This is a genomic window from Bradyrhizobium sp. 22 (assembly GCF_000482425.1).
GTDB classification, from domain to species: Bacteria; Pseudomonadota; Alphaproteobacteria; order Rhizobiales; family Xanthobacteraceae; genus Bradyrhizobium; species Bradyrhizobium japonicum_B.
Window position 1 is genome coordinate 1,670,852 of record NZ_KI519399.1, and the last position, 13,526, is coordinate 1,684,377.

13 protein-coding genes are annotated in these 13,526 nt (G+C 64.9%); 6 read left to right on the forward strand and 7 right to left on the reverse strand.

From position 1 onward, the window contains the following. Positions 1-3 precede the first annotated feature (3 nt). The 3 genes from K410_RS0109270 to ctrA all read right to left on the reverse strand — a co-directional run bounded on the left by K410_RS0109270 (position 4) and on the right by ctrA (position 1,857). A complete protein-coding gene (locus tag K410_RS0109270) occupies positions 4-387 on the reverse strand; it encodes a hypothetical protein (RefSeq protein ID WP_028134587.1) in 384 nt (127 codons plus the stop codon). Between the two features lies 1 nt (position 388). After that, positions 389-793 (reverse strand): DUF350 domain-containing protein, encoded by a 405-nt coding sequence (locus K410_RS0109275; RefSeq protein ID WP_028134588.1) that lies wholly within the window; start codon positions 791-793, stop codon positions 389-391. 362 nt (positions 794-1,155) lie between these two features. Further along, positions 1,156-1,857: a response regulator transcription factor CtrA gene (gene ctrA / locus K410_RS0109280; RefSeq protein WP_016848562.1), complete on the reverse strand. Its 702-nt coding sequence runs from the start codon at positions 1,855-1,857 to the stop codon at positions 1,156-1,158. A 469-nt stretch (positions 1,858-2,326) separates the two neighbouring features. On the opposite strand from ctrA, the gene fliI reads away from it, so the two are divergent. The 6 genes from fliI to K410_RS0109310 all read left to right on the forward strand — a co-directional run bounded on the left by fliI (position 2,327) and on the right by K410_RS0109310 (position 8,780). Beyond that, positions 2,327-3,652 carry a flagellar protein export ATPase FliI gene (gene fliI / locus K410_RS0109285; RefSeq protein WP_028134589.1) on the forward strand — a complete coding sequence of 442 codons (1,326 nt, stop codon included), beginning with the start codon at positions 2,327-2,329 and terminating at the stop codon, positions 3,650-3,652. Positions 3,653-3,773: 121 nt separating this feature from the next. Continuing rightward, a complete protein-coding gene (fliJ, locus tag K410_RS0109290; RefSeq protein ID WP_011084990.1) occupies positions 3,774-4,193 on the forward strand; it encodes a flagellar export protein FliJ in 420 nt (139 codons plus the stop codon). A gap of 317 nt (positions 4,194-4,510) precedes the next feature. Beyond that, positions 4,511-5,056, forward strand: a complete 546-nt coding sequence (locus tag K410_RS0109295; protein WP_028134590.1) for a sigma-70 family RNA polymerase sigma factor — start codon at positions 4,511-4,513, stop codon at positions 5,054-5,056. Positions 5,057-5,093: 37 nt separating this feature from the next. Beyond that, positions 5,094-6,152, forward strand: a complete 1,059-nt coding sequence (locus K410_RS0109300) for an anti-sigma factor (protein WP_028134591.1) — start codon at positions 5,094-5,096, stop codon at positions 6,150-6,152. Positions 6,153-6,375: 223 nt separating this feature from the next. After that, entirely contained in the window at positions 6,376-7,335 is a 960-nt protein-coding gene (locus K410_RS0109305) for a helix-turn-helix transcriptional regulator (RefSeq protein WP_028134592.1), read from the forward strand. A 413-nt stretch (positions 7,336-7,748) separates the two neighbouring features. Then, on the forward strand, positions 7,749-8,780 hold the full coding sequence (locus tag K410_RS0109310; RefSeq protein ID WP_028134593.1) for a lysozyme family protein: 1,032 nt from the start codon (positions 7,749-7,751) through the stop codon (positions 8,778-8,780). A gap of 969 nt (positions 8,781-9,749) precedes the next feature. Here K410_RS0109310 and K410_RS0109315 read toward each other — a convergent pair. The 4 genes from K410_RS0109315 to K410_RS0109330 all read right to left on the reverse strand — a co-directional run bounded on the left by K410_RS0109315 (position 9,750) and on the right by K410_RS0109330 (position 13,521). Then, entirely contained in the window at positions 9,750-9,953 is a 204-nt protein-coding gene (locus K410_RS0109315; RefSeq protein WP_024341740.1) for a hypothetical protein, read from the reverse strand. Positions 9,954-10,246: 293 nt separating this feature from the next. Continuing rightward, complete coding sequence (flhA, locus tag K410_RS0109320; RefSeq protein WP_028134594.1) at positions 10,247-12,388, reverse strand: flagellar biosynthesis protein FlhA; 2,142 nt, start codon at positions 12,386-12,388, stop codon at positions 10,247-10,249. Between the two features lie 336 nt (positions 12,389-12,724). Next, positions 12,725-13,027, reverse strand: coding sequence for a copper-binding protein (locus tag K410_RS0109325; protein WP_028134595.1), 303 nt, complete (start codon positions 13,025-13,027; stop codon positions 12,725-12,727). 17 nt (positions 13,028-13,044) lie between these two features. Beyond that, complete coding sequence (locus K410_RS0109330; RefSeq protein ID WP_373569385.1) at positions 13,045-13,521, reverse strand: cupredoxin domain-containing protein; 477 nt, start codon at positions 13,519-13,521, stop codon at positions 13,045-13,047. Positions 13,522-13,526 lie beyond the last annotated feature (5 nt).

The window sequence follows — 13,526 nt, forward strand, 5'->3', positions numbered from 1 at the left end:
GATTCAGCCGCCGCCGGAGAATCCGTGGCCGAACGAGCCGAAGCCGCCGCGGCTCACGCTGCTGTGGCTGACATTGGATGACGTGCTCGACGAGGAATGGCTCGAGGAGTCGCCGCTGTAGAAGCTCGTCCGCGACGGCCAGCGCGAGCTGCCTCCAGACGAACTGCTGCTGCTGGTGCAGGTCGTGGTGGTCTGCCCCGGCACGGCGCCGGGCGTGGGTTCGCAATTCTGCCGCGGCATCAAGGTGTAGGCGGTGGTGCCGACCGCGAGCGTGCCCATCACCAGTAGCGCGACGTGGCCGGAGCGCTTCGCCGGCGGGCGCGGCGGCGCCGGATCGGCGACCGGCCGTCGCTTGCCGAACTCTGTCTTGGCGGGTTTGTCGACCATGTCAGTAGATCATGCTGGCGGCGTTGAGCAGACCCGCGGCGAGCGAGGACAGGCCGAGCCAGATCGCGGGGGCAAGCTCGCCGGCGTCGATGCGCCTCGACAGGTCCGGTACCGGAACCTTGACGAGATAGAACACGATGACCTGGACGATCAGCGCGATCGTCGCCCAGATCAGGCAGTCCAGCACGTTGGCCGAATGCGCGATGGCGCTGACCAGCGGCGCCACGAAGCCGAGCAGGCTGAGCCCGAGCGCGATCGCCGCGGCCGGCTGGTTGTCGCGAATGAGCTGGAATTCGTTGTGCGCGGTGATGCGGGTGTAGACGAACAGATAGGCCACGACCGCGATCAGCCCGGTGCAGAAATAGACCAGGAAGGCGGGCAGGCCGGCCAGTGATTGCAGGATCATCGTTCCCCCGTCGTGCAGCGACCATTCGTCGGCCGAGGAAGGATAGCGGTTCAAACGTTAAGAGGGATGAAGTGCATCGACATGGTTTCGCTGTGGCCATCCTTCGAGACGCCCGCCTCTGGCGGGCCCTCAGGATGAGGATCTCGTGCGCTGCGCCACCTTCACGAGCACGGGTGCTGCTTAGCCACATCCTGCGGGACCGCGAAGCGGTCGTCTCGAAGGACGAGGCGTGCGCTCAGGGCGCGCAAAATCCCATTTGCGGCAAAGCGGGAAGACGTTCTCCAAAAACAAAACCCCGCCATTTGCGGCGGGGTCCAGGCTGGGAGGAGCGAGCCCTGCGGCTCGCGACGTAACCCAAAAGGTCAGGCGGGGATGCGTTCGTCGGCCTCGTGCGGCTCGCGCAGCACGTAGCCGCGGCCCCACACGGTCTCGATGAAGTTGCGGCCCTCGGAGGCGTTGGCCAGCTTCTTGCGGAGCTTACAGATGAAGACGTCGATGATCTTCAGCTCCGGCTCGTCCATGCCGCCATAGAGGTGGTTGAGGAACATTTCCTTGGTGAGGGTGGTGCCCTTGCGGAGCGAAAGCAGCTCCAGCATCTGGTATTCCTTGCCGGTCAGATGCACGCGCTGGCCGCCGACTTCCACCGTCTTGGTGTCGAGGTTGACGACGAGGTCGCCGGTCTGGATGACCGACTGGGCATGGCCCTTGGAGCGGCGCACGATCGCGTGGATGCGGGCCACCAGCTCGTCCTTGTGGAAGGGCTTGGTCATGTAGTCGTCGGCGCCGACGCCGAGACCCTTAACCTTGTCCTCGATGCCGGCGAGGCCGGAGAGGATCAGAATCGGTGTCTTGATCTTGGAGACCCGGAGCTGCTTGAGCACGTCGTATCCGGACATGTCGGGCAGGTTGAGGTCGAGAAGGATAATGTCGTAATCGTACAATTTACCGAGATCGACGCCTTCTTCCCCCAAATCGGTCGTGTAGACGTTGAAGCTCTCCGACTTCAACATCAGCTCGATCGACTGCGCGACGGCGCTGTCATCTTCAATCAGCAAAACGCGCATGCCAGTTCCCCATAGTCGCCGCTCCTGGGCGTCAGGTCGGCCGCATTCGCGGCACTCAACAAAACGCCTTTGAACAACTGATTCGGATCCTGACAACAGATGGTTAACAAATCCTGATTCTGGAACGCAAGTCCCTCGGGTGCAATTTTTGTCGAATCGCCCTAAGGTCTTGCGGTGAAGCAGCTTTCGTCACCCAACTCCGTTCAAGTTCCACTTTAAGAGACGGGCCTAACCGACTCCCGCGACTCAGCCTTCTTCTGAAGGGGAGTCACGCTCAGTCACAAAGACAGTGACGCAATGATTAATGATGCGGGTAAACACGAAGTTAAGCGGCGTTCAGAAATATGGCGAAACTTAAGGTTTCCTCCGTGAAGTCCCGGGGATCGCTGCGGCGGCCGGGAATTCGCGAAGGCGCCCCATTACATGAAGGCCCTCATATTGAACGTGCGCTCCTGATGAAGGCTTCCCGATGAAGGCTCTTGCCGAACAGATCGGCGACATCGACGGCATCAATATCTACGGCCGCGTGGTCGGCGTCCGCGGCCTGATGGTCGAGGTGGCCGGTCCCATTCACGCCATGTCGGTCGGCGCGCGGCTGGTGATCGAGACCGGCGCCAACCGTTCGATTCCTTGCGAGGTGATCGGCTTCTCCGGCAACAATGCTGTCGTGATGCCGTTCGCCGGCCTCGACGGCGTGCGCCGCGGCTGCAAGGCCGTCATCGCCAACGCCGCCAATCTGGTGCGGCCCTCGTCGGCCTGGCTCGGCCGCGTCGTCAACGCGCTGGGCGAGCCGATCGACGGCAAGGGACCGCTGCCGCAAGGCGCCTCGCCGATGCCGTTCCGCAATACGCCGCCACCGGCGCATTCGCGCAAGCGCGTCGGCAGCCCGCTCGATCTCGGCGTGCGCGCGATGAACACCTTCCTCACCTGCTGCCGCGGCCAGCGCATGGGCATCTTCGCGGGCTCCGGCGTCGGCAAGTCGGTGCTGCTGTCGATGCTCGCCCGCAACGTCGATGCCGATGTCAGCGTCATCGGGCTGATCGGCGAACGCGGCCGCGAGGTACAGGAATTCTTGCAGGACGACCTCGGCGAGGAGGGCCTGGCGCGCTCCGTCGTGGTGGTCGCGACCTCCGACGAGCCGGCGCTGATGCGCCGCCAGGCGGCGTATCTGACGCTCGCGGTCGCCGAATATTTTCGCGACGAGAGCAAGGACGTGCTGTGCCTGATGGACTCGGTGACGCGCTTTGCCATGGCCCAGCGCGAAATCGGCCTGTCCGCCGGCGAGCCGCCGACGGCCAAGGGCTACACGCCGACAGTCTTCACCGAGCTGCCGAAGCTTCTGGAGCGCGCCGGCCCGGGCCTGGGGGAGGGCGCCATCACCGCGATCTTCACGGTGCTGGTCGACGGCGACGATCACAACGAGCCGATCGCGGACGCCGTGCGCGGCATCCTGGACGGCCACATCGTGATGCAGCGCTCGATCGCCGAGCGCGGCCGCTATCCCGCGATCAACATCCTCAAATCCGTGTCCCGGACCATGCCGAAATCGGCCGATCCGCAATTCTGGCCCGTGATCCAGCGGGCGCGCCAGGTGATGGCGACCTATGCCGACATGGAGGAATTGATCCGTCTCGGGGCCTATCGGGCCGGCTCCAGCCCGGAAGTCGACGAGGCGATCCGCCTGCACGAGCCGCTGGAGGCCTTCCTGCGCCAGCGCAAGGACGAAAATGCCTCGCTTGCGGACGGCTACCGCCAGTTGGCTCACATCCTCGGTAATTTGGAAACGGAACGCTAACTTTGTCCGGTCATCATCCGATCCCACAGAGTAGCAGAGCCGGTCTGGGCCTCCATCGGGCCCGTGGGGTGACCGGTATCGTCCCACGTGCAGCGGGGGGACTTCTGGGGAGTACGAGTCGATGAAGTCACGAGATACCCTCATTCGCCTGAAGAAGTTTCAGGTCGACGAGAAGCGCCGCCGGGTCACCCAGATCGAGACCATGATCGCCGATTTCCAGCGGATGTCGGTCGATCTCGAACGCGAGATCCAGACCGAGCAGGAGCGCGCGGGGATCAACGATCCCTCGCACTTCGCCTACCCGACCTACGCCAAGGCTGCGATCCAGCGCCGCGAGAACCTGACCCGCTCGGCCGACGAGCTCAAGGGCCAGCTCGACGAAGCCAAGGCCGCGCTGGCCGAGGCCTTCGAGGAGCTGAAGAAGGTCGAGCTGCTCGACGAGCGCGACCAAGCCCGCGAGCGCGCCGAAGAGAACGCCCGCGAGCAGGCCGACCTCGACAGCATCGGCCTGATGCGCGCCCGCATCGGCGCCGTCGCCTGACGGCCGACAAGCCAGGCTACCAAGAAATCCGCAGAACCCGGACCCGCAAGGTCCGGGTTTTCGCATGTGCTGTCCACAGCGTGGCGCCGCGCCCCTTGGTGGTCGGCTTGGCCGCGCGCTATGGTGATGGGGATGAATGCTGTGCCAGCGACGGCGGTGCCCACTTCTCCCTTGGGAGAGGTCGGCGCGGAGTGCCGGGTGAGGGGTGACGGTCCCCCTTTAGCCCTGTGCCCCCTCACCCGATTTGCTGCGCAAATCGACCTCTCACCGTTGGGGAGAGGTGAAGGAAAGCGGCAGGCCGCGTGTCAGGGGGCTGAATGCTGACGCCAGCAGAGCTGGTCGGGTTGATCGAGGCGGTGGCGAAGGGCGATCAGGCCGCGTTCGAGCGCCTCTACGCCGCCACGCGCGCGAAACTCTATGGCGTCGTGCTCCGTATCTTGCGGCGGCAGGATCTCGCAGAGGAGGTCATTCAGGAGACCTACGTCAAGATCTGGAACGGCGCCGGCCGGTTCAATCCGGCGCTGTCGTCGCCGATCACGTGGATGGCCTCGATTGCGCGCAACGGCGCGATCGACGTCGTCCGCAAGAAGTCGGAAATGTCCATCGAGGAAGAGCCTCAGGCGATGGAGGTTGCAGCCGACAGTCCCGATCCGCTGGCGCGCCGGGAGATGACCGAAGAGCTGAAGCGGCTCTTGGAATGCATCGGCCGGCTCGAGCCGGACCGTCAGCGGCTCGTGCTTCTCGCCTATTACAACGGCTGGAGCCGCGAGCAATTGGCGGAGAAATTCGCAGCCCCCGTCAACACGGTGAAGACGTGGCTCCGGCGCAGCATGTTGGATATCCGGGAGTGCCTCGGACTATGAATGGCTCGATCGTGAGGATGGTTCTGGATCGCAATTGATGGCCTACACTGAGGACCATATCGCGCTCGCCGCGGAATATGCGCTCGGCACGCTCGATGCCGACGAGCGCGCGCAGGTCGAGACCATGATGGCGGTGGACGAGGCGTTCGCCGCGATCGTGCAGGCCTGGTCCTTCCGGCTCGGCGGTCTCAACCAGATGGTCGGCTCGATCGAGCCGCGGCCGATCGTGTGGGAGAACATCAGGGCCGAGATCGCGCGCACGGCGCAGGCGCAGCAGCCGCCCGCGCTTGCGGAAGCTTCGCCGCCACCTCCGCCTGCACCGGAGCTGCCCGCTGCGGAGGCGGCACAGCCGGCGACGGAGACTGCGCCGACACCGGCGGGGTCGCAGGCCGAGGCCGCGCCGCCGGAGATGCCGCGTCCGGAGCCGGACACGCTTGCCGACGTCGCGCCGCAATTCATCCCGCAGGTCCATGCCCCGGATCTTGCCGTCGCGCGCGCGCCGCAGGCGGCGGTCGTCGACGATGGCAACGTGATTCGCCTCGAGGGCCGCATCAGGCGCTGGCGCTCCATCGCATCCGTTGCCGGAGCGCTCGCGGCGGCGCTGCTCGTGACGCTGTCGCTCCAGATCTTCCTGCCCGACGCGCTGCCGAACGGCTTGCGTCCCGCTCCGCGCATCCAGACCGTGGAAGTGAAGGCGCCCGCCGCGCCGCTCGCCGCCTCCGCGCAATATGTCGCGCTGTTGCAGGGCCAGGCCGGCGGTCCGGCCTTCATTCTCACCGTCGACGGAGCGACGCGGAATTTCACGGTGCGCAAGGTCGGTGCGACGCCGGAGCCCGGCAAGAGCTTCGAGCTCTGGCTGATCTCCGACAAGCTGCCGCGCCCGCGCTCGCTCGGCGTGATCGGCTCCGGCGATTTCACCGCGCGTCCGCTGCTCGCCTCCTATGATGCCGAGATCGTCAACGGCGCGACCTACGCCGTCACCGTCGAGCAGGCCGGCGGCTCACCCGACGGCCGGCCGACCTCGGCCCCGGTGTTTTCCGGCAAGCTGATCGAGACCGTGCCGCCGTCCCAGCCGCAGGCGCCCGCGAAAAACTAGTGCGGTCCGGACAAGCGAAGGCGATATCCGGGACCGCTCCCGCATCTCGCTACGCTCCTGCGGGCTACGATACCGTCGCTACGGTCCGCTTTGCCGTCGCATTCCGACAAGCCCCCCTGAATCGGTCCCCGATTTGAACCTCGCCGCAATCCGTGGCGTCAAATTTCCGGAAATTGCAGTCGGCGCCGCCGATCGCGGAGCCGAAAGAGGGGCTAGAGATCAAATGGATGCAGCGAAAACGCCGGGCATCGTCGTTCACCAATATACGGGACTGCCGCAGGGTGCGGCGTTCGAGCATTGGCGCGAGCGGGCCGTCGGTCCCTGCGGCCTCGACATCGGACCGAGCCATGGCGACAGCATCGATTGCCGGCTCCAGGTCAGCGTGGTCGACAACATCACGCTCGCCATTCCCGAAGGCGCCTCCGCGCAATATTCCCGCACCCAGAGCCATCTCGCCGACGGCAGCGACGACCTCGTCCTGATCGCGGCCCATGCCGGCCGCGTCCGCGTCGGGCAGAACGGCCACACCGTCGAGCTTGCGCCCGCCCAGATGGTGCTCGTCGACATGAGCATCACCGGCACCGTCGGGCACACCAGTGAGGACCGCTTCACCACCATCCGCATGCCGCGCCGCGCGCTGCTCGACATCAATCCGCGCGCCGAGGGCAAGCTGTCGCAAGTGCTCTCCGACGGAGCGGTCGCCGAGACCATCTTCCGCTACCATGCGCTCGCCGCCAATCACGCGCCGCATCTCGACGCGGTGGGCCAGCGCCTGACCGCGCAGCACATGGTCGATCTCGTCGGCCTCCTGCTCGGCACCGATGCCGAGCACGCCAGTCTCGCGCGCGGCCGCGGCCATGCGGCGGCGCGGCTCGACCTGATGCGCGCCGACGTGATGGCCGCGCTCGGCCGCAACGATCTGTGCCTGTCCGAGGTCGCGACGCGCTCGGGCTTAAGCCCGCGCCAGGCGCAACGTCTGTTCGAGCAGGCCGGCACGACCTTCACCGAATTCGTGCTCGAGCAGCGCCTGCTCAACGCGCGAAAACTGCTCGGCGATCCCCGCGCCAGGGCGCGCAAGATCAGCGACATCGCGCATTCCTCGGGCTTCGCCGATCTGTCCTACTTCAACCGCGCCTTCCGCAAGCGCTTCGGCGCGACGCCGTCGGAACTGCGGGAGGGGTAAGGCGCGACTTGTAGGCGCGCGGCCGTGTCCGTGGAAAATTCTGGACTGATTTCGCCTTGGCCTCTTGTGCCCCGGACGCAGCGCAGCACGAAGTGATGCGCTGCAGAGCCGGGGCCCATTCATCAGCGAGTCCCGCCGCCCCCTGGGTCCCGGCTCTGCGGAGCGTCACTGCGTGCCGCACCGCGTCCGGGACACGCGAGAGACGCGCGCTGTCGCCACACGCTCCGTCATTGCGAGGCGCGAAGCGACGAAGCGATCCGGACCGTCTCCGCGGAAGGATTCTGGATTGCTGCGAGGCAGAGGCCTGCTCTCCTTCACCACATTTAAACCTTAAGATTCTACGAATACTCGCCCATGGGCCGCAGGGACATGCAAACAGCCTTCGTACAGAAGCCATCCGTGGACTTCGGGCAATGAAGGTCTGGCAGACCAGCTGCATTGTGGCTGTTATCGCATCCGTCGGCATTTATCTGGCTGCCGGTAACAGACCGGCGGCGACAATCCCGGATGTCATGCCGCAGGCCGCAGCGAGCATGGCGGCTCCCGCGAACGTCGTGACGCCAGCCTTGTACGCAGAGGCATCCGCCAGGCTGGCGGCTGCGCTTCTGTCAGAAAGAGCAGAGCTTGGCTCGGTGACGTCAGCAGGCTCCGGGCCGCTGAGCCCCGAAGCCGAGATCGTCAATGAACCCGTCGCGCCAAAATTGGCGTCGTTGGGACAGGATATCATCCAACCGCTGCCGCCAGAGCGCGATGCATCCAGCGATGCTCCGAAAGCGGCGTCGGTGCGGGATTTCCGTTATCTGGTCTACTACGTCTGGTCCGAACTGCCGCCCGCCGAAAAGCCGGCGGAGATCGTCTTGCGTGCATTCAAGGACATTCCGGTGGGAACGCCGGCCGAAGAGATCAAGCGCGCTTCCGACGCGTTTGGTCTCGATTTCAATTTCATGATGGCGGTTGCCAAGATCGAATCCGGTTTCAACCCCAATCAACGCACCGGGTCGTATATCGGGCTGTTCCAGCTGAGCCACTATGAGTTCGGGAAGTTCGGCTTCGGGCAGATTCGCAGTCCACGGGATAACGCCGTTGCGGCCGCCTACAAGATCATCACCGAGGGCGTCCAGTTCGAGTGGATCACGCGCCGCAAGCCGGACATGAGCGATCTCTACCTGATCCATCAGCAGGGCTGGGAAGGCGCCGCCGAGCACATCAGCAAGCCCGCTCGCCTCGCCTGGAAATCAATGTGCGCCAGCAGCGAAGGCAAGGAGAAGGGTGAGAGGTGGTGCAAACGCGCGATCTGGGGCAATGCACTTCCGGCCTTCAAGCGCACCTGGAAATCGGTCGACAACGTGACGTCGGAAGCGTTCGTCGGCATGTGGCGCGGCCGGGTCGCCGAGTTCTACACGAAGTATGTGGCGACTGCCGCTGCGGCGGCGGCAAGCCCATAATTCACTCCAACAGCGGATTGGTCCAGCTACACGCTCTTGTGTTGCCCGACGGCAAAACACACAAGCCCTCGGTCAATCCGCGCCGGCGAAAATATTCCACTTTACCGAATTTCGGAAATGACGTATGTGTCGCGCAACCCGGCCCAAGGAAGAGGGGCGTATCGCGATCGTCACGAACGCGGGTCGGGCGGCGGTGGACGTGGGTCACATCGGCGCGAAAAGCTTTGCAGGGCGGGCGACCGTGAGCGAAGACCTCGCGCCAACGACAGATGCGATCTGCGTACGGCAAAATCGTGTGGTCCTGGCGCCCGGGGTCTGTGCGCCAAGTCTTGTGGTGATGCGGCGGCCCGACCGGGCCCGCGCATCAGTCATCTGCACGGCGACGGGGGCAATAGTGCATCGCTCCCCGGGGAGAGCGCGACATAAGCCGTAAGCCCACTGCGCAGGGAAGGCCGGATGTCTGGCTCCACCTGTATGCCGCTGTGCAGATTCTTGTTGCCACCTTTCGCACAGTGGACCGTGGGTGCCCGGTCGGCACCCGGTCTTCCCTGCGCCCTCTTTCAATCGAGGGTGAGTTGATGGGCAAAGCTCGGGCGCGATGAGCCGCGAGAATGATTAGCCATGTATATCGTTCAACAAAAGTCTCGTGCCCCGGACGCTGCGCAGCACGAAGTGATGCGCTGCAGAGCCGGGGCCCATTTATCAGCATGCCGCGCGGCCTGCTGGGTCCCGGCTCAGCGCCGCAACGCTCGCGCGTTGCAGCGCGTCCGGGACACGAGAGTGGCAATTGTCGTCAACCACACGAATTCGATGGGGGCACCGATGCAGCATACCCCAGACATGAGAAAGCGCCCGTGGGGGGCGGGCGCTTTCTGTAGTCGACTTGGGGTTGGGGTCGTCTACATATCCACGTGGCGACTTTGGGGGGCTGATAAAGAGCCGCGTGAATTCCTGAAACTCATGTTCTCCTTAGCGAACGAGCGACGTGTTCGCGCTGGTGATGGTGACCGGCTTGCCGGCCTTCATGACGCGTGCGGTCTGGGTGAGGCCTTCGTCCGAGCTCGTCGCGCGCGCAGTAATGCCGAGGCCCGCAACGGCGATGCCGGCAACGAGGGCAACGACCACGATCTTCAAGTGGGTCGAGCGATCTGCGCTGTAAATCGAGTGGTTCATGGAAGGCTCCTGCCGCCATCTACCCGAAGTAGTCGCCTGCGTATTTGGGCAGGTTCATGCTTTCGGTGCCCAACAACCTAGTATTGGGGGGATTCGTTCCCAAGAGGCCATCACAAGAGCGTGACAGGACGTGAGAAATCGCGAGTGAAAGCGATCCCTGATCGTTAATTTTTACAATTATTTCAAAGCTGTAATGTGCCGGTCAGGCGCCTTTTCGACAGCTGGTCGACAAGGCGCCGGGAACTCAAAAACCATTTGCCTGTGCCGAAAAACACACGGCTTCTTAAGACAAATCAGACGCTTCCGACCGTTTTCAACCTCGCCCTGGGGTGGATTTCAGCCTGCGACAGCACGGTGGTCTGGGCCCGGAACCGCTCCACCAGGGACCGGACGAAGGGGCGAATGGCCGCAGAGGTGACCAGCACCGGCGCCTCACCCTCGCGCGCGGCACGCTCGAAGGCTTCGCGCACGGCGGTCATGAATTCCGACAGCTTCGAGGGCTGCATCGCAAGACTGCGTTCCTCGCCCTGGCCGATGATGGATTCGGCAAAGGCCTGCTCCCATTTCGCCGACAGCGCGATCAGCGGCAGATAGCCGGCGTAGGAGGTGTTCTGGGCGCAGATCTGCCGCGCCAGGCGCGCCCGGACATGCTCGACCATGGTCGCGGGATTGCGCGAGAAGGCCAGCGAGTCCGCGATGCCTTCGAGGATGGTGGAGAGGTCGCGGATCGAGATCCGCTCGGCGAGCAGCAATTGCAGCACGCGCTGGATGCCGGAGACCGTGACCTGTCCCGGCACGATGTCCTTGACCAGCTCGCTCTGCTCCTTCGGCAGCTCCTTGAGCAGCTTCTGCACCTCGCCATAGGAGAGCAGGTCCGACATGTTGGCCTTGAGCAGCTCGGTGAGGTGGGTGGAGAGCACGGTCGCGGCGTCGACCACGGTGTAGCCCTTGAGCGAGGCCTCCTCCTTGAGGCTGGCATCGACCCAGGTCGCGGGTAGGCCGAAGGTCGGCTCGGTGGTGTGGATGCCGGGCACCTGCACCTGGCTGCCGCCGGGATCCATGACCATGAACTGGTTCGGCCAGATCTTGCCGGTACCGGCGTCGACCTCCTTGATCTTGATGATGTAGGTGTTGGCCTCGAGCTGGACGTTGTCGAGGATGCGGACCGCCGGCATCACGAAACCCATCTCGATCGCGAGCGAGCGGCGCAGCGCCTTGATCTGCTCGGTGAGGCGGTCGGTGCCGTCGGGGCCGTTGACCAGCGGCAGCAGGGCATAGCCGAGCTCGATCTTGAGGTCGTCGATCTTGAGCGCGGCCGAGATCGGCTCGTCTGCCGCGGCGGCGCCCGGCGCACCCGGCGCACCCGGAGCGGGCGCGGCGTGAGCGGCGGCTTCGATCTTGGCCGTCGCCCGGTTGCGGTTGCGGGCGTTCCAGGCCAGCGCGCCGGCGCCGGCGCCGAGCGCCAGGAAGGGCAGGGTCGGAATGCCCGGCAGCGCCGCCAGAACCAGCATCACCGCCGAGGACATCGCCAGCGCCTGCGGATAGCCGGAGAACTGCTTCATCAGCGCCTTGTCGGCGGCGCCGGAGACGCCGGCCTTGGAGACGAGCAGGCCGGCCGCGGTCGAGACGATCAGCGCCGGCACCTGGGTGACGAGGCCGTCGCCGACGGTCAGGAGTGTGTAGGTGCGCCCGGCGTCGGCGAACGACATGCCCTGCTGGGCCACGCCGATGATAATGCCGCCGACGACGTTGATGAAGACGACCAGGAGGCCGGCGATGGCATCGCCCCGGACGAATTTGGAGGCGCCGTCCATGGCGCCGAAGAAGCCGCTCTCGTCCTCCAGCTCCTTGCGGCGCTCCTTGGCGACCTTCTCGTCGATCAGGCCGGCTCCGAGGTCGGCGTCGATCGCCATCTGCTTGCCGGGCATGGCGTCGAGGTGGAAGCGCGCGGCGACTTCGGCGATACGGCCCGAACCCTTGGTGATGACGACGAAATTGACGATGATCAGGATGGCGAAGACGATGATGCCGATGACGAAATTGCCGCCCATCACGAAGTTGCCGAACGCTTCGATGACGTGACCGGCGGCGGCCGTGCCCTCGTGCCCGTGCGACAGGATCAGGCGGGTCGAGGCCATGTTGAGCGACAGGCGCAGCATGGTCGAGATCAGGAGGACGGTCGGGAAGGACGAGAATTCCAGCGGCGTCTGGATGAACAGCGAGGTCATCAGGATCAGGATCGAGAGCGTGATCGAGATCGCCAGGAACACGTCCAGCACGATCGCAGGCAGCGGCAGGATCAGCACCACCAGGATGGTGAGAACGCCGAGCGCCAGCGCGATGTCGCCGCGCTTGAGGACGGTGACGATGTCGTTGAGGGAGGGGATCGAGGGCCTCGTGCTGCCTACGCCCTGTCCTGCGGTGACGTCGACCATGGTAGCTGCCTCCCCGCGCGACTGCCGTCCGCGCGCCCCAAACGTCTGCGCGGCGGCCGATGGGCCGCCGTTCCGAAAGTGAGGCACCGCACTGGCGTCCACGGGGTTCCTCCCGTTCTACGCGGCCGACGACACTCGACTTCACCCGGCAATTCTTGCCGGGTGTATGGTTAGCAAAGGGTTAACGGAGGGTGGGAAGTGGGGCCAATGTGGTCATTCCGGGGCGATGCGGAGCATCGAACCCGGAATCCATCGGGCCGCAGGCGTTGTGGAGAAATGGATTCCGGGCTCGCGCCAAGGGGCGCGCCCCGGAATGACGGATCAGAGAGGCCGCGCCTATTTCGCCTTCTGCATCTTGGTCACCGTGTACCCCGAGGCCGCCTCCTCGGCCTCGAAGGTCACCTTGTCGCCGACCTTCACCTGCTTGAGCATGGCGGGATCCTTGACGCGATAGACCATGGTCATGGGGTCCTCCATGCCGAGGCTCTTTGCCGGACCGTGCTTGAGCGTGATCTTGCCGGCGCCCTCGTCGATCTTCTTGACCTCGCCGCTGATCGAGGCGCCCTCGGCGGCGAGGGTTGCAGTCGCAAGGCCGACGGTCAGCGCCAGCGCGGCAGTGATACCGATGATGCGGTTCATGTGGATCTCCTTTCGCTTTACTTCACGGTGACCTGGCCGACCATGCCGTACTCGCGGTGGTCGGGAATGAGGCACGAATATTCGAAGGTGCCGGGCTTGCTGAACTTCCAGAGGATCTCGGTCGTCTTCTTTGGTGCAAGCCGTGCCGCATTGGGCTCGTCGTGCTCCATGTGCGGATGCTTCTTCATCTGCTCCGCATGCGCGAGGTTCTCCTTGGTCGTGGCGAGCAGGAATTCGTGGTCCTCCTTGCCGACATTGCGCAGCACGAAGCGGATCTGCTCGCCGCGCTTGACCTCGATTTTCGCAGGCGTGTAGTCCATCTCGTTGAGCAGGATCTCGATGGTGCGCGCCGGCTTCTTGGGATCGCCGGGCTCGCCTGCCGAAAAGGTCGCGTGAGAGTGCTTGTCGTGCGCAAGGGCCGGCGCGGTCGACAGCGCAATCAGCGCGAGGCCGAGCTTGATCGTCTTCATGGTCAACTCCAGTTGATGGTTCATCGAAA

Excerpts from the sequence above, each read along its gene's own strand:
- K410_RS0109300 (WP_028134591.1), top strand. The coding sequence starts at position 5,094 with ATGGCCTACACTGAGGACCATATCGCGCTCGCCGCGGAATATGCGCTC.
- fliJ (WP_011084990.1), top strand. The coding sequence starts at position 3,774 with ATGAAGTCACGAGATACCCTCATTCGCCTGAAGAAGTTTCAGGTCGAC.
- K410_RS0109310 (WP_028134593.1), top strand. The coding sequence starts at position 7,749 with ATGAAGGTCTGGCAGACCAGCTGCATTGTGGCTGTTATCGCATCCGTC.
- K410_RS0109295 (WP_028134590.1), top strand. The coding sequence starts at position 4,511 with ATGCTGACGCCAGCAGAGCTGGTCGGGTTGATCGAGGCGGTGGCGAAG.
- K410_RS0109305 (WP_028134592.1), top strand. The coding sequence starts at position 6,376 with ATGGATGCAGCGAAAACGCCGGGCATCGTCGTTCACCAATATACGGGA.
- K410_RS0109315 (WP_024341740.1), bottom strand. The coding sequence starts at position 9,953 with ATGAACCACTCGATTTACAGCGCAGATCGCTCGACCCACTTGAAGATC.
- K410_RS0109275 (WP_028134588.1), bottom strand. The coding sequence starts at position 793 with ATGATCCTGCAATCACTGGCCGGCCTGCCCGCCTTCCTGGTCTATTTC.
- K410_RS0109270 (WP_028134587.1), bottom strand. The coding sequence starts at position 387 with ATGGTCGACAAACCCGCCAAGACAGAGTTCGGCAAGCGACGGCCGGTC.
- K410_RS0109325 (WP_028134595.1), bottom strand. The coding sequence starts at position 13,027 with ATGAACCGCATCATCGGTATCACTGCCGCGCTGGCGCTGACCGTCGGC.
- fliI (WP_028134589.1), top strand. The coding sequence starts at position 2,327 with ATGAAGGCTCTTGCCGAACAGATCGGCGACATCGACGGCATCAATATC.
- K410_RS0109330 (WP_373569385.1), bottom strand. The coding sequence starts at position 13,521 with ATGAACCATCAACTGGAGTTGACCATGAAGACGATCAAGCTCGGCCTC.
- ctrA (WP_016848562.1), bottom strand. The coding sequence starts at position 1,857 with ATGCGCGTTTTGCTGATTGAAGATGACAGCGCCGTCGCGCAGTCGATC.
- flhA (WP_028134594.1), bottom strand. The coding sequence starts at position 12,388 with ATGGTCGACGTCACCGCAGGACAGGGCGTAGGCAGCACGAGGCCCTCG.